Origin of the sequence: Vibrio gelatinilyticus, from assembly GCF_022836845.1 — a bacterium.
Classification (GTDB): Bacteria; Pseudomonadota; Gammaproteobacteria; order Enterobacterales; family Vibrionaceae; genus Vibrio; species Vibrio gelatinilyticus.
This window is the reverse complement of the sequence record NZ_JAJNNZ010000002.1, coordinates 149,845-169,524: the sequence shown is the minus strand read 5'-3', so window position 1 is coordinate 169,524 and position 19,680 is coordinate 149,845. Positions and strand designations below refer to the sequence as shown.

Below are 19,680 nucleotides of genomic sequence, written 5' to 3'. Positions count from 1 at the left end.
GGCTTACACGTTTGACTAAGGGCAACTTTGCACCACACTTATAGCGAGTTCTGTAAGTCTCAGTGTGTATCGTAAAGTCACGTTGCCCGAGGAAGCCATGTTCGATAGTAATGCCAAAAATGACACTCAGCCTATTTGGGTTCCCAGTAAGGCGAGCCAATCTTCTTCAAACTTAATTCGCTTTATAAAGCGCATAAATCCACCATCGCCTTTTGCTGATGACTATCATCAGTTTCATCGTTGGTCTGTGGATCATGCCGAGCGATTTTGGAGTGAACTTTGGGACTTTTGTCGGGTACTCGGTGAAAAAGGGGATCAAGTTTCTTGTCAGGGAGCCAGCAAATGGGGGGCGTTGACCACCAACCGAGATACACAGTGGTTTCCGAAAGGCACTCTCAATTACGCTGAAAATTTGTTGTCATCGGTGAGTCGCCATCCTAATGCGCAAGCCATTTATTTTGAAAACGAGCAACAGCAGCATCGCAGTCTAAGTTGGCTGCAGCTTGAGCAGCAGGTTTCTGTGGTGCAGCAGTGGCTGAAAGATCTTGGCGTTGGTAAAGGTGATGTGGTTGCGGGGTATTTACCGCATCTGCCTGAGACGGTGGTTGCGATGTTAGCCACAACCAGTCTGGGAGCGATCTGGACTTCCACGTCACCTGACTTTGGCGCGGAGAGTGTGGTGGAGCGTTTTAGTCAGGTCGAGCCAAAAGTATTGTTTTGCTGTGATGGTTACCATTTTAATGGCAACGCGTTTGATATGGCAGAAAAGAATCACAAGATAGCCAACAGCATTCCATCAATCGACCACATTTGTGTCATTCAATACCTAAATGAACGCAGTCCATTGCCCGCCACTAAAGCAGCAGTGTGTGTGTGGGCGTCAATTGCGCAGCGCTATGAAAGTGCGACGCTTGAGTATCAGCGTGTTGCGTTTAACGATCCGCTTTTTGTTCTTTATTCTTCAGGAACGACGGGAAAACCAAAGTGCATCGTTCATTCTGTAGGAGGTATTTTACTCAACCACCTTAAAGAGCATCAATTGCATTGTGACATTAAGAACAATGATCGGGTTTTTTACTACACCACCTGTGGTTGGATGATGTGGAACTGGCATGTATCTGCGCTGGCAAGTGGCGCAACCTTAGTCATTTTCGATGGCAGTCCAATGTACCCGTCTCCGAACGTGCTTTGGGATCTTGCCGAAAAACAGAAGGTGACCTTGTTTGGTACTGCAGCCAAGTATCTAGAAGCGTTACAAAAATCTGCGTTAGTGCCGTGTGTCCATTATCAGCTACCCAATCTAAGAACGCTTTGCTCCACCGGCTCTGTGCTGTACCCAGAGCAGTTTGACTTTGTCTATCAATCGATAAAACCCGATCTGCATTTAGCCTCTATCTCAGGTGGTACCGACATTTGTGGCTGTTTTGTACTCGGCAACCCTATTTCGCCAGTCTATCGCGGTGAATGTCAGGGGCCGGGGTTAGGGCTGGCGGTCAAAGCTTTTAATCAACAAGGTAAGAGCATCGTCAATCAACGCGGAGAGCTGGTGTGCGTTAATAGCTTTCCCAATCAGCCGATTGGCTTTTGGGGTGACAATGGGGAGCGCTATCATAATGCCTATTGGGCAGAGTTTGATAACGTTTGGAATCATGGAGACGATATTGTAATTACTGAGCGTGGTGGCATGGTGTTTTTTGGTCGCAGTGATGCCACATTAAATCCTGGAGGGATAAGAATTGGTACCGCCGAGATTTACCAGCAAGTGAACCAACTCGATGAAATCAAAGATTCTCTCGCTGTTGGGCGCGCAGTTGATGGTGATGAGAAAATTGTTCTTTTTGTGCAGCTAAATGACGGTGTCAAACTCGATAATGATCTGCTGTCCTTAATAAGGCGTCACTTGAAACATAAGTGCTCACCTCGTCATGTGCCAGCGGAGATCTACGCGATTAGCGATATCCCCAAGACCAAATCGGGTAAGTTGGTGGAGTTGGCGGTTAAGCAGGTATTGCATGGCAAAGAAGTGAAAAATAAAGGAGCAATTGCCAATCCACAGGTATTGGATGAAATTGCTCACTATCGTTTTGTTGGCTGAATTTGTTAGGTTAATGAAAAGCGAGTCCACACTTTTGAACGCCATCGCCTTAGCATAATGATGCCACGTAGCCATTCATCCAGGCCAATGGCGATCCATGCACCAATCACCCCAAATCCCCAATGCAGGCCAAAGAGGTAACTGGAAACCACCGCCACTCCCCACATGCTAAGGATACCCATTTGAACCGGAAACTTAATGTCGCCAGCGCCTTTTAGGGCCGAAATAAAGATAAGGTTAAATACACGGCCTGACTCAATGAAAATCGACCCCGCAATTAACATGGCTACGAGCGCGACAATTTCTGGATCTTGAGTAAACAGGTTGATGATTGGGTAGCGAAAGGCGTAGATAAGCACCATCCCCGTCATTGAAGCGAGTAAGCCAACAACGAAGTACTTTTGTATGCGCATTAAAATATCGTCCACCCAACCTTTGCCAATAAAATAACTGGTCTGGATTTGCCCCGCTTGTCCTAATGCCAAAGAAAAAGCAAAAGAAAGTCGAGTGATATTTTGAGTGTAGGTATAGGCGGCCAATGAAGCCGTTCCCATTTGTACGACAAAATAGACAATCGCCATTTGCGCCATATTGTAAGAGAGGATCTCTCCGGCATTCATTGCCCCCATTTTAATGATTTTTTTGTAAATGATGTTGGGAATCGCTTTCCATTGGGAAAATGGTAGCTCAATGCCTTTGTAGCGAAGCATAAGGAACATCATTAAGGTGCCGACAATTTGGCTAGTTACCGTCGCAATGGCTACGCCAGTGACGCCATAGACGGGCAAGCCAAAAGGCTGATACAAGGCGATGTAGTTTCCGCCAATATTGATGATGCCAGCAAAAAGGTTAATAAACATTGGTGAGCGAGAAAAACCGTGGCTGCGCAAAATGGTGGTTAGCACGATACCAATAGTGACATTAAAGGTAAAAGAGCCACTAATGATGAGGTAGTCGTAGCCGAATTGGGCTACCTGATGTTCTAGGCCAAACAAAGAGATGAATGTCCCTGCACCGAAGAACGTTATAAGGCTAAGCGCACCGCCGACAATGATCGCTAATAACAGGCTCGCCACGCCAACTTGTGTGGATTCTAGGTTGCGGGAGGCTCCATTGTATTGTGCAATAAGGATCCCGGTACCGCTACTGACCATCATAGAGACGACAATAAGAAAAAACGAGATTTGACTGATCACTCCGACAGCAGATACCGCAAGATCGGAATAGCCGCTGAGCATGAAAACATCGGTAGTATTCAGTGCTGTGCGTAATAGCACTTCTATAAATATTGGCCAGGTGAGCGCAACAATGTTCATGCGCTTTGTCAAAGCCGAAGAAGAATTCGACATGGTCGTATGCCTAATTAGAGAGTATAAACGTTTGAATGAATAGCTTGGCGTGCACTGATAACGGCTGTAAACGTTATCAATATTTTGCTTAACAACCCTGCCAATGACACCATCTAATGTACTTAGAAAAAGAGATGGCGATCTCGATGTTACATTACGTAACGTAGGAATTCCTCTTTTTTATAAGATGTGTTAGCCAATTCAAACAAAAAGAACAAATAGTTACACTTTTGGTTGGTGTTGTTAATTTTTTTAACTTCCTCACATTAATTGTCATATTTGTCACTATACTCCGAAGGTAAACGTTTTCACTAACTCGGCTCGTATCGGTGTTTAGTGCAAGCGTTGTAATACCCCTACACACTGATTATAAAAAACAACAAATAGGATTTGTTCAATGAAAAAGTTAACACTTTTAGCTGCGCTCTGTGCCGGTATGGGCTTTGGAACTCAAGCTGTTGCGAGTACAACAGTAGGTTTTACTATCTACAAGTACGATGACAACTTTATGTCTGTTGTTCGTCAGGCGATTGTGAAAGAAGCTGATGGCGATGGCGACACTCGTATTTTGATGAATGATTCACAAAACAGCCAATCAATGCAAAATGACCAGGTTGATGTCATGCTTGCTCGCGGTGTTCAGGCTCTAGCGATCAACTTAGTGGACCCTGCCGCGGCGCCAACCATCATCAAAAAAGCGAAAATGGATGATGTTCCCGTTGTTTTTTATAACAAAGAACCAAGCCGTAAAGCCCTAGATAGCTACGACAAAGCTTACTACGTCGGTACGGATTCTAAAGAGTCTGGCATCATTCAAGGCGATCTGATAGCTCAGCAATGGAAAGCAAATTCTAGCTGGGACAAGAATGGCGATGGTGTATTGCAATACGTAATGCTAAAAGGCGAGCCAGGGCACCCAGATGCTGAAGCTCGTACTTCTTATTCAGTGAAAACAATCAACGAAAACGGCATCAAAACGGATGAATTGCACATGGATACGGGTATGTGGGATACCGCTATGGCAAAAGACAAAGTTGATGCATGGCTATCTGGTCCGAATGGCAGCAAGATCGAAGTCGTTATCGCAAACAATGACGGTATGGCTATGGGTGCAGTAGAAGCTCTTAAAGGTGCTGGTGCTGATATTCCAGTCTTCGGTGTTGATGCACTTGCAGAAGCACTGGCTTTAGTGAAGTCTGGCGCGATGGCCGGTACAGTTCTCAACGATGCAGATTCTCAAGCCAAAGCAACATTTGAGCTTGCACGTAACCTTGCAAATGGCAAAGCGGCAGCAGAAGGCACTCAATGGGAAATGAATAACAAAGTTGTTCGTGTACCTTACGTTGGTGTTGACAAGTCTACTCTAGAATAAAGAGACCAGACATTCTAAAGGGGGAGTCCCATCCCCCTAAAGCTCCCCTCTCTCAGCTTTGACTAGCGCTCATCGCCATACAGCGATAAGTGCAGGGGAGAGCTTTGTCTGAAATTTAGTCCAATAATAAAAAAGTGATGCCATGGTAAATCAAGAACATGAATTCCTATTGGAGATGACGGGAATTAGTAAAGAATTCCCGGGTGTTAAGGCATTAGATAAGGTCAATTTGAAGGTTCGGCCGCATTCAATTCATGCCCTAATGGGGGAGAATGGCGCGGGTAAGTCGACGTTACTAAAGTGCCTATTCGGAATCTACGAAAAAAATGAAGGTGATATTGTTTTTCTCGGACAACATATCAACTTTCAATCCTCAAAAGAAGCGCTGGAATCCGGTGTTTCTATGGTTCACCAAGAGCTGAACCAAGTGCTGCAATGCACCGTAATGGACAACATTTGGCTGGGTCGCTATCCAACCAAAGGGCTATTTGTCGATCACGACAAAATGTATCAAGACACCCAAGCCATCTTTAAAGAGCTTGATATCAATATTGATCCAAGAGTGAAAGTGAATACGCTGTCGGTTTCTCAAATGCAGATGTTGGAGATCGCTAAAGCGTTTTCTTACGATGCCAAAATCGTCATCATGGATGAGCCAACCTCGTCTCTTACTGAAAAAGAAGTCAATCACCTTTTCACCATCATTAAAAAGCTCAAAGACAAGGGCTGCGGTGTTGTTTATATCTCACACAAGATGGAAGAAATTTTCGCGATTTGTGATGAAATCACCATCTTACGTGACGGGCAGTGGGTCGATACTCGGCCGCTTGAAGGCCTAGATATGGATTCCATTATTGCCATGATGGTAGGGCGAGAGTTGACTCAACGCTTCCCAGAAAAGAGCAATACACCAAAAGACACTATTCTCGAAGTCAAAGGGCTCACTGCGCTCAATCAACCGTCTATTCAAGATATCTCTTTCGAGCTTAAAGCGGGAGAGATCCTTGGTGTTGCAGGCCTGGTAGGCTCGAGACGTACCGACATTGTCGAAACGATTTTTGGTGTACGTGAACGAAGTGATGGCCAGATTTTACTCAATGGTAAAGAGGTCAAAAACCACGATGCTCACGAAGCCATCAACAACGGCTTTGCCCTAGTCACCGAAGAGCGTCGCTCAACAGGTATTTATGGCAACCTCGATATTACCTTTAATTCGCTGGTCGCGAACGTAGACAACTACAAGACCAAGACTGGTTTATTGAGCAACAAAAAAATGAAGAGCGACACTCAGTGGGTTATTGACTCGATGAGTGTAAAAACACCGTCCCATGAAACAGCTATAGGCTCGCTTTCAGGTGGTAACCAACAGAAGGTTATCATTGGTCGATGGCTGCTTACTCAACCGGATGTATTGATGCTAGATGAACCGACTCGAGGTATCGACGTTGGCGCGAAATTTGAGATCTATCAACTGATTCTTGAATTGGCGAAGAAAAACAAAGGCATCATCATTATCTCTTCCGAAATGCCTGAACTACTTGGTATCACCGACCGAATTCTTGTAATGAGTAACGGTCGAGCCGCTGGTGTTGTCGATACCAAAGACACTACACAGAATGAAATATTAGAGCTGGCCTCTCGTTACCTCTAGGAAAATAATTATGGACGCAGTCAAAACATTTACCATGAAGCACCTAAAAGAGGGTGCTATCTATGCGGTTCTATTCATCTTGTTAGCGATTATCGTTATTCAAGAACCGTCGTTTTTAAGCCTAAGAAACTTCAGTAACATCCTGACTCAATCTTCAGTACGTGTGATTATTGCATTAGGTGTCGCGGGTCTGATTGTGACTCAAGGTACTGACCTTTCAGCAGGTCGTCAGGTCGGGTTAGCTGCAGTAGTGTCAGCTACCTTACTGCAATCCGCTGACAACGTGAACAAGGTATTCCCTGAGTTGGGTGATATTCCAATCTTTGCGGTTATTCTTGTTGTGTGCGCCATTGGTGCCGTTATTGGCTTGATCAACGGTATTATCGTTGCTTATCTCAAAGTAACCCCGTTTATCGCCACGCTCGGTACTATGATCATCGTGTATGGTGTTAACTCCTTGTATTACGACTCCGTGGGCGCCTCTCCAATTGCGGGCTTTGACGAGCGTTTCTCCGAGTTTACTCAAGGCTTTATTCGGATGGGGGACTTTAGATTCTCCTACATCACCTTCTATGCCATTATCGCGATCGTGTTCATGTGGGTATTGTGGAATAAGACCGTGTTTGGCAAAAACATCTTTGCGGTTGGTGGTAATCCAGAGGCCGCGAAAGTCTCTGGTGTTAACGTTCCAATGACACTGCTTAAGGTCTACGCCCTGTCTGGTGTATTTTATGGCTTTGGCGGTTTGCTTGAAGCTGGTCGTATAGGCAGTGCCACCAATAACCTTGGTTTCTTATATGAACTTGACGCTATCGCCGCCTGTGTTGTGGGTGGGGTGTCCTTCGCTGGCGGTGTGGGGAGTATTGCTGGGGTTGTAACCGGTGTGCTTATCTTTACTGTGATTAACTATGGTATGACGTATATTGGTGTGAGTCCGTATTGGCAATACATCATTAAAGGCTCCATCATTGTCTTTGCCGTGGCGCTCGACTCAATGAAATACGCCAACAAAAAGTAGTAATAAATGGGCACCGAAAGGTGCCTTTTTAATTTTACTGTAATCGTTTTACGCTCATTCGACTTATTGCCTAACCTTTAAATTAAAGCGCTGTAGTTTCAACTGCAGTAGTTTTTAACTCAAATCTTGAGTATCTCGTGTAAACGTTTACACATTGAGAAAGTGATCACAGAACGATCTTGCTTTCTATTGCTACAATTTCTGTAGTTCAATAATTATGCTCGATTGTTCAAGAGCTACTTTGGGAGTTGAAACTTGAAAGTACTAGTGACAGGCGGAATGGGCTACATAGGTAGTCACACTTGTGTTCAGATGCTGGGCAACGGCATTGAGCCTATCATCATTGATAACTTGTGTAATGCTAACCAGGCTGTGATCGCTCGGATTGAAGCACTCACCGGTCAAGCGCCTAAGTTCTATCAGGGGGATATTCGTGATGAAGCGCTGCTAGATCGAATCTTTGCCGAGAACGAGATCCAATCTGTCATTCATTTTGCTGGCTTAAAAGCGGTGGGTGAGTCGGTCGCAAAGCCAATTGAATACTACGACAACAATGTCAACGGCACATTGGTGTTAGCACGGGCAATGCGTAACGCTGGGGTAAAAAGCATTATCTTTAGCTCTTCAGCAACGGTCTATGGTGATCCTGATGTTGTGCCTATTACTGAAACCTCTCCGGTTGGTAACACAACCAATCCTTATGGCACCAGCAAGTTTATGGTCGAGCGTTGCCTGAGCGATGTGTTTACTTCTGATGAAGATTGGAGCATTACATTACTGCGCTACTTCAACCCTGTGGGTGCCCATCCATCCGGCACCATGGGAGAGGACCCAAAAGGCATTCCTAACAACTTAATGCCCTTTATTGCTCAAGTTGCTGTGGGTCGTCGCGACAAGCTGGCAGTGTTCGGTAATGACTATCCCACCCCCGATGGTACTGGGATTCGTGATTATATCCATGTAATGGACTTGGCAGATGGTCATATTGCCGCATTAAAAGCCGTTGGGCTGAAGTCTGGCTTGCATATTTACAATTTGGGCACGGGTAAAGGAAGCAGTGTTCTTGAGATGGTGGGTGCATTCGCAAAAGCGTGCGGGAAACCGATTCCTTATGATTTACAACCTCGTAGGCCGGGTGATATTGCCGAATGCTGGGCAAGTACAGCGAAAGCAGAAGCCGATTTAAATTGGAAAGCGACACGAACATTGCAAGACATGACGACGGACTCTTGGCATTGGCAGTCCACTAACCCAAATGGTTACGACAGCGAATAATGCTGGAGTGTTTTCCAAGAATTTTTGAATTTAACTATTGAGTAAGCATTATGTCGAGCATTGAATTTAACCCTGTAGATCATCCTCATCGCCGTTATAACCCATTAACCGGACAGTGGATTTTAGTATCTCCCCATCGTGCAAAACGCCCTTGGAGCGGTCAAAGTGAGGAAGTGTCTCATGTGCAGCTGCCAAAATACGACGAGAAGTGTTTTCTTTGCCCTAGCAATGATCGTATCTCCGGAGACGTGAACCCTGACTATAAAGGGACCTACGTATTTAGTAACGACTTTGCGGCTTTGATGCCCGATTCCCCTGATGCTCCAGAATCAGACAATCCATTGTTTAAAACTCAAGGCGTACGTGGCCTAAGTCGCGTTATCTGCTTCTCGCCTGACCACAGTAAAACTTTGCCTGAGCTCTCCCTCCTAGAGATTCGTGGCGTCGTTGATACGTGGAATGAGCAAATAGAAGAGCTGGGTAAAGAGTACCTTTGGGTTCAGGCTTTTGAAAACAAAGGCGAAGCAATGGGCTGCTCACAGCCACATCCCCACGGCCAAATCTGGGCTAATAGCTTTCTTCCTAATGAAATAGAGCGCAAAGACCGCTTAATGCGCGAATATTACCAGCAACAAGGTTCAAATTTGCTGGTGGATTACGTTAACGCAGAAATGAAAGATGGATCGAGAACGGTTGTAGAAACAGAACACTGGCTTGCGGTTGTCCCATATTGGGCAGCATGGCCATTTGAAACTATGCTTCTGCCTAAGGTGCATATTCGTCGCATGAGCGAGTTAAGCGACGAGCAAAAGGACGATTTGGCTCTCGCGATTAAGAAGTTGACCTCGCGTTATGACAATTTATTTCAATGTTCATTCCCATATTCGATGGGATGGCACTTTGCCCCCTTCTTTAAAGAGGGCGAAAGCACCGAGCATTGGCAGCTACATGCACTGTTTTATCCACCGTTACTGCGTTCGGCTTCTATTCGCAAGTTTATGGTGGGTTATGAAATGTTGGCAGAATCCCAGCGCGATCTCACCGCTGAACAAGCTGAGCAGCGTCTACGGGATGTCAGTGACGTGCACTACAAAGAACAATAAAAATTTGGCGCGAGTTGCGCCACTAAATTTGAGAGAAAATAACGATGACAACTTTAATCCAAAACGTTACCGATTCATTTGAGCGTGTTTTAGGTTATCAACCGACGCATTTTATCCAAGCACCCGGACGTGTGAACTTGATTGGTGAACACACTGATTATAACGATGGCTTTGTGCTACCTTGTGCTATTAACTACCAAACGGTCGTCGCCGCCGCAAAACGTGACGATAACATCATACGAGTCGTGTCTGTAGACTACCAAGATGCGACCGATGAGTTTGATATCACCGAAGACATTACCTTCCAGCAAGACAAAATGTGGGCCAACTATATTCGCGGTGTGGTGAAGTTCTTAATGGCGCGAGGCTACCAAATCGGCGGTGCAGACATTTCTGTCTCCGGCAATGTTCCACAAGGCGCAGGTCTTAGCTCTTCAGCAGCACTGGAGGTGGTGATTGGGCAAACATTCAAAACGTTATACAACCTAGAGATCAGCCAAGCCGAAGTCGCACTGAATGGTCAGCAAGCTGAAAACGAATTTGTTGGCTGCAACTGCGGCATTATGGATCAACTCATCTCTGCCGAAGGGAAAGAAAATCATGCACTATTGATCGATTGTCGAAGTCTAGAAACACAAGCGGTATCGATGCCAAAAGATATGGCGGTGGTGATCATCAACTCCAATAAACAACGTGGGTTAGTAGACAGCGAATACAACACTCGTCGCGAGCAATGTGAAGAAGCAGCACGTGTTTTTGGTGTCAAAGCATTACGTGATGTGACGATTGAACAGTTTAACGAGCGGGTATCTGAACTTGATGAAATGGTTGCTAAACGCGCACGTCATGTCATTACCGAAAATGACCGCACTGAAGAAGCTGCTAGCGCACTTCGTGTTGGTGATATGAAGCGCATGGGCGAGTTAATGGCGCAATCGCACATTTCTATGCGTGATGATTTCGAAATTACAGTCAAAGAAATTGATTTTATTGTTGATATTGTAAAAGAAGTAATTGGTGAGCAAGGTGGCGTTCGTATGACAGGCGGTGGCTTTGGCGGCTGTGTAGTGGCGTTAGTCCCACCTGCATTGGTTGACGATGTAAAAGCGGTGATAGACGCACAATATGAGAAAGCGTTTGGCCTTAAGGAGTCCATCTATGTGTGTCAGGCTAAGAGTGGCGCGGGTGTAATAAAGTAGAGATAGTCATTTTATGAATCAATCAATCGTTGAAAGTAACACTAAAGATGTCGCCCCGGATGGAATGCCAGTGAATTTCTTTACGCTAGAAAATGCTTATGGAATGCGCATTTCGGTGATGGATTTCGGAGCAACATGGGTAAGTTGTACACTACCTGTGACTAAAGGTGACGGCTCTAAAGAGCAAAGAGAGGTGCTCCTAGGGTGCTCTACATTAAAAGATTACCTCAACCAGCAGAGCTATCAGGGAGCCACGGTAGGGCGCTACGCAAATCGCATTGCCGGCGCTAAGTATTATCACAATGGTGCGCTCACCGAGCTTTCTAGCAATCAGCAAGGAAACTGTCTTCACGGTGGTGTTGATGGGTTTGATAAAAGGCGCTGGCGAGTGAGTGAACACGGTCGTCAATTTATTGTGTTGGAGCTGCACTCTTTCGATGGTGATCAAGGCTTTCCTGGGAATCTGGATGTGTCGGTTCGATATGAGCTCACCGACGACAATGAAGTCAGAATTGAGTACTTTGCCCGTACAGATAAGGCGACGCCAATCAACCTCACCAATCACGCCTATTTTAACTTATTGGGCGCCGAGAGGGGAGAAACGTGCAAGGAGCATATCTTAAGCATTAATGCTCATCAATATCTGCCCACCAATGCTAGTGGTATTCCATTATCAGGGCCGGTATCGGTCGAAAGAACCAGCTTTGATTTTAGAGTGCCAAAATTGGTGACCGAGGACTGGCTTGCAGACGAGCAACAGCAGGCGGCAAATGGTTACGATCATTCGTTTATTCTTGCGCGTTCGTGCGAGCAGGGCGACTGTGCCGCCTCGGTGACCTCTCCTGATGGCCTGGTAACAATGAAGCTCTATACAACCAAGCCTGCTGTACAGTTATACACCGGAAACTGGTTAGCGGGGACGCCAAACCGCCAACATGGGGAATATCAAAACTATGCAGGGTTAGCGCTGGAAACTCAGTTCTTACCCGACTCTCCAAACCATCCCGAATGGGGGCAGCCAAGCTGTTTTTTTGAACCCGGAGAAGAGTATGTACACATGACCTGCTATCAATTTGAGCTAGCTCAGAACTAAGCCGTTTGAATAACAGGGTGCATTCCGAAGTGATAGAGAACAAAAAAACCAGCAATTGCTGGTTTTTTTTAGATTAGAGCATGTTTCTTTCAACGGACATTCGCTGCACCAAAGTGGGAGAATAGACCATAGGTTCGGTTTCTATGGTTGCTTTCTTGGATAGGGCAATCGCGATTTCAGCAGCCTTTTCGGCCATCATTTTAATCGGGTAGCGGATAGTGGTGAGCCGAGGGTGTAAGTATTTTGCTATCAGCGCATCATCAAAACCGATAATTGACATTTGGCGCGGCAGTTCTAATTGATTTTCTTCCAAGACAGAGAGAGCTCCAGCAGCCATGTTGTCGTTATAAGCCACGATTCCTGTAATTGGCAGAGATTTGGTCAGTAGGTTTGTCATGGCGCGTTCCCCACCATCGCTGTCGGGCTCACCGTATTCTACATAGCTCGTCGATAACTCGATATTGTTTGCCTTTAGGGCGTCTTGATAGCCAGCCAAACGCTGCTCGACATCTTCAATTGCATGTGAAGAAGCAATGCACGCAATATTGCGATGTCCATTGCGGATCAAGTGCTCGGTGGCCAGAAAAGCCCCTTTATAGTTATCCAAAGAGATACAACGGCCAGGTAGGGCTTCGATATTGCGGTTAATAAACACCAGCGCTTTGACTTCTTCAGCATAGCGAATGAGCTCCTCATCTGAGAGTGCTTTCGAGTGGATCACCAGGGCGTCACATCGACTATTAATAAGGAGTTCGATGGCGTTGCGCTCTTCATCGGCATTGTGATAGCCGTTACCAACAAGAATGTGTTTGTTGTGCTGGTGGGCAACATCATCAACGGCTTTGACGAGGGTTCCAAAAAAAGGATCAGAAACATCACTGACCAAAACCCCAACCGTGTTGGTGCTTTGACTGACCAGTGCTCTAGCGTTGGCATTAGGGCGGTAACCCAGTTTAGACATCGCTTTGGTCACCGATTCTACTGATGCGGAGCTCGCTTTTGGGGATTTATTGATGACTCGTGAAACCGTTGCCACTGAGACGCCAGCCTCTTTGGCGACATCCTTTATTGTTGCCATACGTAACCTCTCTTATTCTTTATAGGTATTAAACTCCTATCATGAAAATATGGCAATGTATGTTTCACTAAATTGAGATGAATGAAGGCTCTCAACTTTGGTGCTGCAAAGAACTGTGAGCAATGTAAACGTTTTATTTTTTCTGCTTGTTTAACTGTGTGTTGTCGTCTAGCGGCGACCTAGAGCTGAGCATCGTTAGACTATACTGACATTGACAGACCATACACGGTGTATCGGCTTATCATAAAATTGAATGGTTAAATTTGACTCACCTGAGTGCTTTTGACTTCATGCTAATGTGTCATTTAGACTTATTTTGATGCGTGATCTTATATTAATCTTCTGATTAATAATGTTTTTTCTTATGGAATGAATTATGCATAGATACCTGTAATTGAGGAAATTAAGTGGAATACTATGTTGAATATTACTGACAAAAAAGTCGAAGATAAGATCCCCGCATGGCTTCGTTTAGGCTTTCGACCTTTCTTTTTGTTAGGCAGCGTTTACGCTATTTTTGCGGTCGTAGTTTGGGTGTTGATGTTTCAGAATGGTCAGCCTTCATCCTTAGCAGTACCAGCCCTTTGGTGGCACGCACACGAAATGCTGTTTGGCTTTGCCATGGCGATTGTGGTGGGCTTTGTTCTGACAGCGGTACAAACTTGGACAGGAGTCAATGGTACTAAGCACCATCGATTGCTGGTATTGGTGATATTGTGGATTTTGCCAAGGGTGTTGCTCTGGACTCCAACGCCTCTATGGTTGATATCAAGTATTGAAGCCCTGTTTTTAGCCATGGCTGCGTATGAAATAGGTTTTCGTGTCGTTAGGGCGAAAGGATGGAAAAACCTATTTTTTGTTCCCTTGTTCCTGCTGGCTATTTTTGCCAACTTTGCTAGTTATGCGACCATAAAGGGTATGCCTCCTTTCGGCTCAAGTGCAGTTTGGCAAGCAATGCTTTGGTGGTTCACCTTATTGTTGTCTGTGATGGGAGGAAGGGTGATACCATTCTTTACTGCTCGTCGTTTTAATTTTGAAAAGGCCCAGCCCATTGTTTACCTAGAATGGGCGGCGAACCTTCCTTTGCTAGTGCTCTTTCTCCTTAGTTTCTTCTCATTGACCGATGATACTGTCGTTCAAATTCTAATGGTCTTTGCCGGTAGCGCACAATTGGTGCGTTGGCTGCGCTGGAAACCCTGGGCGACGCTTTCTGAGCCCCTAGTCTGGTCTTTGCATTTTGCCTATCTTTGCTTGCCATTGAGTTTGATCTTTAGAGGTGCATTAACCGATGCATTTACCGCACATAACTTCTTACATCTATTTGCGGTTGGGGCTTTGGGCGGCGTAATTTTAGCGATGATCAGTCGAGTGACTATGGGGCATACAGGACGAGCGATCTACAAAGGGCCAAACATGGCAATTGCCTTTCTTTCAGTTATCGTTGCCGCAGCGATTCGCAGTTTCGGTGTGGTATTTTGGCCAGAGTATTTGTTTGTGTGGATTAATATCAGCGCTCTATTGTGGACCATAGGCTTTGGATTGTACGTACTGCAATTTGGCAAGATGCTACTGACCCCCAGAGTAGACGGCCATCCTGGGTAATCTTGAATGACAAGTACAAAAAAACCAGCCGAGGCTGGTTTTTTTTGGAGCGACTTAGTAAGAGTCGTTATGAACTGCTTGTACTGCTCGACCTGATGGGTCAACACAGTTTTGGAATGACTCATCCCATTCAATCGCTTTTGCTGAAGAACAAGCTACCGATGGGCCGCCTGGAACGCATTTTGCTGCAGATTCTAGCGGGAAAAGTTCTTCGAAGATTTCGCGATATGCATAACCTTCTTTTGTTGTCGGCGTGTTGTATGGGAAGCGGTATGCCGCTGTCTCCATTTGAGTGTCTGTGACTTTCTCTTCTGCCACGGCTTTTAATGTGTCAATCCAGCTGTAACCAACACCGTCTGAGAACTGCTCTTTTTGACGCCAAGCGATAGATTCTGGTAGGTAATGTTCAAAGCACTCACGAAGAATGTGTTTCTCCATTTTGCCATTGCCACACATCTTATCTTCAGGGTTAAGACGCATTGCCACATCGATAAATTCTTTGTCTAGGAAAGGCACACGACCTTCGACGCCCCAAGCGGCCAATGATTTGTTGGCACGAGCGCAGTCAAACATGTTTAACGCTAGTAGTTTACGCACGGTCTCCTCGTGGAACTCTTTGGCATTTGGCGCTTTATGGAAGTAAAGGTAACCACCGAAGATTTCGTCAGCGCCTTCACCAGAAAGAACCATTTTGATGCCCATTGCTTTGATCTTTCGAGCTAAAAGGTACATTGGTGTGGATGCACGAATCGTAGTAACGTCGTATGTTTCGATGTGGTAAATCACGTCACGAATAGCGTCTAAGCCTTCTTGAATCGTATAAGTCATTTCATGGTGAACGGTACCAATTTGGTCTGCGACTTCACGAGCCGCTATCAAGTCTGGTGCACCTTCTAAGCCCACTGCAAAAGAGTGTAGCTGTGGCCACCAGGCTTCTGATTGACCGTCGTCTTCAATACGCATAGCGGCAAAGCGCTTAGCGACCGCAGAAGTGATTGATGAATCAAGCCCGCCAGACAGTAGTACGCCGTATGGTACGTCGGTCATAAGTTGGCGTTTTACTGCGGCTTCTAGAGCTTCAGTAAGCTCTTCTTTGCTGGTAGAGTTGCCTTGTACTGCAGCGTACTCGTTCCAATCACGAATATAGTAGCGTTGTGGCTCAGCATCGCCCGAACCGTAGAAGCAACCTGGAGGGAATTCGCTGATCGTTTTACAGACAGGAACAAGGGCTTTCATTTCAGAAGCAACGTAATAGTTTCCGTGCTCATCATAGCCTTGATATAAAGGAATGATACCAATGTGATCACGGCCCACAAGATATTGGTCTTTCTCTTCATCGTACAGAACAAAGGCAAAAATACCGTTGAGTTCTTCAAGTAAATCAGCCCCAAGATCTTCGTAAAGAGCAAGAATTACTTCACAGTCTGAATCTGTTTGGAACTCATATTTACCTTCGTAACGCGCACGAATTTCTTTGTGGTTGTAGATTTCACCGTTAACGGCAAGGATGTGTTTTTTGTCTGAGCTATATAGTGGCTGAGCACCGCTATTAAGACCAACAATTGCCAATCGCTCATGAGCTAAGATAGCTCTTTCAGATGAATAGATACCAGACCAATCAGGACCACGGTGGCGCAATGTTTTCGACATTTCTAGTGCAACCGGTCTAAGTGCTGCGGCATCACTTTTTATATCGAGGATGCCAAATACTGAACACATACAACTTCCTTTTAACGATGAATACTTTGATGTGTTCAATTTGCCATCTGCTCAAAAAAAAGCAACCGACAATCGTGAAAAAGTAAATAAAACCGACATTGAGTTAAATTTTATTCACTAAATAGCAATTAAATTTAAATTTTTTCTAATTGGAGGTGCGATGTTGAACAGGTTTCTAATGGCGAGTAGATTTGAAGTACAGAGTCAAAGGCCACTTAAATGGCCTTTGACTTTATTTCAGATGACTATTTTAAGTTTGGCTGTAGTTGTTTGCAGACATGCCTGGCAAAACCGCTACCTGCTTCGCTATAAATGTTAAAAGCAGCATCGACCCCAAGTTCATTGAGAGCTTCTATTTGATCGGGATAGGCCGCGATTGCCGCAATTTGACCTTTGAAGCCTTTTTGTTGCAATAAGGTTAGTGCGGTTTGATTTCCCTGGTGATGCGGCATAGCCAACAATACCAGTTTCACGTGAGCAGTATCGAGTATGCGCTCCCAAAAATCAGGGTCAGTCGCATCACCAGCGATGACATTGCGTCCTTGTTTTTGATGTAAGCGAGCGGCCTCTTCTCTGACCTCAACTCCTAGATTTACTTTACCGTATCGTTGGTGCAGTTCATCGTATGCGCCCGAACCAATGCGGCCCATCCCCAATATCAGTACTTGCGCTTCTCCCGGATGAATAAACTGGTCACGCTGATGTATGTTTTCGGCCGCTTGCTCTTTAAGCCACTTTGCTGACCTAAGATAGATCGAGTGGCCGAAGCGGTTAAGTGGCGCTGCGACGATAAAAGACAGTGAAACGCTGATAGCAAGGGCGACCAAAATATCCCCTGATATCCACCCTAGCTTATAGGCAAGTCCCCCGACAATGAGGCCAAACTCACTAAAATTGAATAGCGTTAGGGAGGTGAGTAGGCTAGTGCGCACGCGAAATTTAAAGGCGTTGATGACGATAAAATACAGGAAACCTTTGATTGGCAGCAGCAATAAAATCATACTGCCGAGCAGAAAACCTTGCAGTGTTGGTTGGTCTGCAAGGCCGATGTTGAGAAAAAAGCACACCAAGAACAACTCTTTTAAATTAAAGAGTGACTTTGATAATTCAGAAGCTTTTCCATGCCCAGCTAATAACATACCTAAGACCAGCGCGCCAAGGTCGGCCTTAACACCGACAACTTCGAACAAGCCTGCGCCCATGACTAATGCGAAGAATACGCCGCTGAGAACCAGCATTTCACCGTGCCCAACCTTATCGAGAATTTTAAAAAAGAGCGGACGAATTAAAGGTAATGCAAACAAGATCAGCGCATACCATTCAGGGACTTTCCCGGTCGATGCGGTCAAGAATATTACTGCGAAGATATCCTGCATAACCAAAATACCAATGGCAAGGGTACCGTAGGTTGCATTCATTTCCCCTTTCTCTTCTAACGTCTTGACGGCGAAAACGGTACTTGAGAATGAGAGGGCAAAACCAATGAGAATCAACTGCTCAAGTTCTAAGCTTGCAAGGCTTGATATACCAAGGGTTTTCAAGCCCAATAACAGAACGGTGAATATCAGTGTCGAAGCGACATTGTGAATGCTTGCGCCTGCCCAAATTTCTTTTGAAAGCAAGGTTTTAATATCAAGCTTAAGGCCGATGGTAAACAATAGAAGTGTGACGCCAAGATCAGCCAGTGTCACTATCGTTTCTGTCGACTCAAAGCCCAGGGCGTGTAGGGTGAAGCCTGCGAGAAGAAAACCAACTAATGGTGGCAGCTGACACTTAAGTGCGATGAACCCTGCAATGAAAGCAACGGTTATTAATACGATGTCCATATGAGTTTATATTTTCCTGATAAATAACGGGCTGTATGTTAATACAGCCCGTTATTCTACAGTATCGTTGACTTGTGTTGTGTTTAATCTTCTAATAATTTTTGAAGCAGGACACCATTAAGCATCGCACGTTTGATCATAGCAAAGGCCCCCATAGTTGGCTGTTTGTCTATTTCAGATGCAACGATAGGCAAATCCTTGTGGAAAGTGGTTAGCGATTGGTTTTCGACATTGCGCTTGATGGCAGGGAAAACCAGATCTTTGGCCATGGTGATATCACCGGCGATAATCACTTTTTGAGGGTTAAACAGGTTAATGGTCATCGCAATTGCTTTACCCAATTGATTGCCTACTCGAACTAAGCTTTGCTTAGCAAGTTCATCACCGTTAAGCGCATGTGAACAGACATCGTTGATGGTAATGTGCTGCTTATCCGCTAAGGTGGATTGGTACCCTTGAGCAATGAGCTTTCTCACTCGTTGAACTATTGCGGGATTGGCAGCGACGGTTTCAAGGCAACCAAAATTACCACATTGACACTGTTCACCGAGTGGATCGATTTGAATATGACCGATCTCACCGACATTGCGGTTGAAGCCCAAAAATACTTGTCCGTTAACAATGATTCCAGCACCTGTACCGCGATGAACACTCACTAGGATGGAATCTTGGCAGTCTTGGCTAGCACCAAAATAGTGCTCTGCGAGTGCCATACCTCTTACGTCGTTGCCAGCAAAACATTCAACATTAAATTCGTTGCGAATAATGTCACTGAGCTCTAAGTTGTCGATGTCAGTATTCGGCATGTACTCAACCACACCTGTGGTTGGGTTCACCAAACCAGGTAACGTGATGCCAATAGCAACCAGTTGGTTAATCTTTTCAGCTTGTTGCGTGACAAATTGTTTGAGGTTGGTCAACAGACCCGCGACCAAATCACTTTGGTTTGAGTAAAAGAGTTCGTGGCTTTCGTACGCGAGTTCTTTGCCACCTAAGTCATAAAGGCTAAATTGAACATAGTCTCGGCCTAGTCTGACGGCAACGGAATGAAAGGGTACAACTTCGGTTGTCAGTGAAATGGCGCGTCGGCCACCTGTTGAAGCTTGCTGAGCGACCTCTTTAATGAGGCCACGTTCTAACAACTGGCGGGTGATTTTGGTAACACTAGCTGGCGCTAGCTGGCTAACATCAGCTACCTGAATTCGGGATATAGGCCCCTGTCTATCAATGAGTCTGTATACCGCTGCGCTATTTAGTTGCTTAACTAAATCAACATTACCTATCTGTCCACCATTCATGC

At 45.3% G+C, this 19,680-nt stretch carries 14 protein-coding genes; 9 read left to right on the top strand and 5 right to left on the bottom strand.

Features of this window, described 5'->3' with window-relative positions; genetic code table 11:
* Positions 1-97: 97 nt before the first annotated feature.
* On the top strand, positions 98-2,095 hold the full coding sequence (locus tag LNL84_RS02930) for an acetoacetate--CoA ligase (protein WP_244355148.1): 1,998 nt from the start codon (positions 98-100) through the stop codon (positions 2,093-2,095).
* A gap of 5 nt (positions 2,096-2,100) precedes the next feature.
* Here LNL84_RS02930 and LNL84_RS02925 read toward each other — a convergent pair whose 3' ends face one another.
* Positions 2,101-3,444, bottom strand: a complete 1,344-nt coding sequence (locus tag LNL84_RS02925; protein WP_244355146.1) for an MATE family efflux transporter — start codon at positions 3,442-3,444, stop codon at positions 2,101-2,103.
* A gap of 397 nt (positions 3,445-3,841) precedes the next feature.
* Here LNL84_RS02925 and mglB point away from each other — a divergent pair, with 397 nt between their 5' ends.
* From mglB to galM, 7 genes are all read left to right on the top strand, one after another.
* The gene (gene mglB / locus LNL84_RS02920) at positions 3,842-4,816 is read left to right on the top strand and encodes a galactose/glucose ABC transporter substrate-binding protein MglB (protein ID WP_244355144.1); all 975 of its coding nucleotides are present in this window, start codon (positions 3,842-3,844) and stop codon (positions 4,814-4,816) included.
* A 142-nt stretch (positions 4,817-4,958) separates the two neighbouring features.
* Complete coding sequence (mglA, locus tag LNL84_RS02915; RefSeq protein ID WP_244355142.1) at positions 4,959-6,467, top strand: galactose/methyl galactoside ABC transporter ATP-binding protein MglA; 1,509 nt, start codon at positions 4,959-4,961, stop codon at positions 6,465-6,467.
* Positions 6,468-6,477: 10 nt separating this feature from the next.
* Positions 6,478-7,485 (top strand): galactose/methyl galactoside ABC transporter permease MglC, encoded by a 1,008-nt coding sequence (mglC, locus tag LNL84_RS02910; RefSeq protein ID WP_244355140.1) that lies wholly within the window; start codon positions 6,478-6,480, stop codon positions 7,483-7,485.
* 255 nt (positions 7,486-7,740) lie between these two features.
* Positions 7,741-8,760, top strand: a complete 1,020-nt coding sequence (gene galE / locus LNL84_RS02905; protein ID WP_244355138.1) for a UDP-glucose 4-epimerase GalE — start codon at positions 7,741-7,743, stop codon at positions 8,758-8,760.
* A 50-nt stretch (positions 8,761-8,810) separates the two neighbouring features.
* Positions 8,811-9,863: a UDP-glucose--hexose-1-phosphate uridylyltransferase gene (locus tag LNL84_RS02900; protein WP_244355136.1), complete on the top strand. Its 1,053-nt coding sequence runs from the start codon at positions 8,811-8,813 to the stop codon at positions 9,861-9,863.
* A gap of 44 nt (positions 9,864-9,907) precedes the next feature.
* Positions 9,908-11,062: a galactokinase gene (gene galK / locus LNL84_RS02895; RefSeq protein ID WP_244355134.1), complete on the top strand. Its 1,155-nt coding sequence runs from the start codon at positions 9,908-9,910 to the stop codon at positions 11,060-11,062.
* A 13-nt stretch (positions 11,063-11,075) separates the two neighbouring features.
* The gene (galM, locus tag LNL84_RS02890) at positions 11,076-12,155 is read left to right on the top strand and encodes a galactose-1-epimerase (protein WP_244355132.1); all 1,080 of its coding nucleotides are present in this window, start codon (positions 11,076-11,078) and stop codon (positions 12,153-12,155) included.
* Between the two features lie 73 nt (positions 12,156-12,228).
* On the opposite strand, the gene LNL84_RS02885 is transcribed toward galM, so the two are convergent.
* Positions 12,229-13,233 (bottom strand): substrate-binding domain-containing protein, encoded by a 1,005-nt coding sequence (locus tag LNL84_RS02885; protein WP_244355130.1) that lies wholly within the window; start codon positions 13,231-13,233, stop codon positions 12,229-12,231.
* Positions 13,234-13,650: 417 nt separating this feature from the next.
* Here LNL84_RS02885 and LNL84_RS02880 point away from each other — a divergent pair, with 417 nt between their 5' ends.
* Positions 13,651-14,835: an NnrS family protein gene (locus LNL84_RS02880; protein WP_244355128.1), complete on the top strand. Its 1,185-nt coding sequence runs from the start codon at positions 13,651-13,653 to the stop codon at positions 14,833-14,835.
* A gap of 54 nt (positions 14,836-14,889) precedes the next feature.
* Here the strand turns inward: LNL84_RS02880 and asnB are convergent, their stop codons facing one another.
* The 3 genes from asnB to nagC all read right to left on the bottom strand — a co-directional run bounded on the left by asnB (position 14,890) and on the right by nagC (position 19,678).
* Entirely contained in the window at positions 14,890-16,554 is a 1,665-nt protein-coding gene (gene asnB / locus LNL84_RS02875; protein WP_244355126.1) for an asparagine synthase B, read from the bottom strand.
* A gap of 245 nt (positions 16,555-16,799) precedes the next feature.
* Positions 16,800-18,380 (bottom strand): cation:proton antiporter family protein, encoded by a 1,581-nt coding sequence (locus tag LNL84_RS02870; protein ID WP_244355124.1) that lies wholly within the window; start codon positions 18,378-18,380, stop codon positions 16,800-16,802.
* Positions 18,381-18,463: 83 nt separating this feature from the next.
* The gene (gene nagC, locus LNL84_RS02865; RefSeq protein ID WP_244355122.1) at positions 18,464-19,678 is read right to left on the bottom strand and encodes a DNA-binding transcriptional regulator NagC; all 1,215 of its coding nucleotides are present in this window, start codon (positions 19,676-19,678) and stop codon (positions 18,464-18,466) included.
* Positions 19,679-19,680 lie beyond the last annotated feature (2 nt).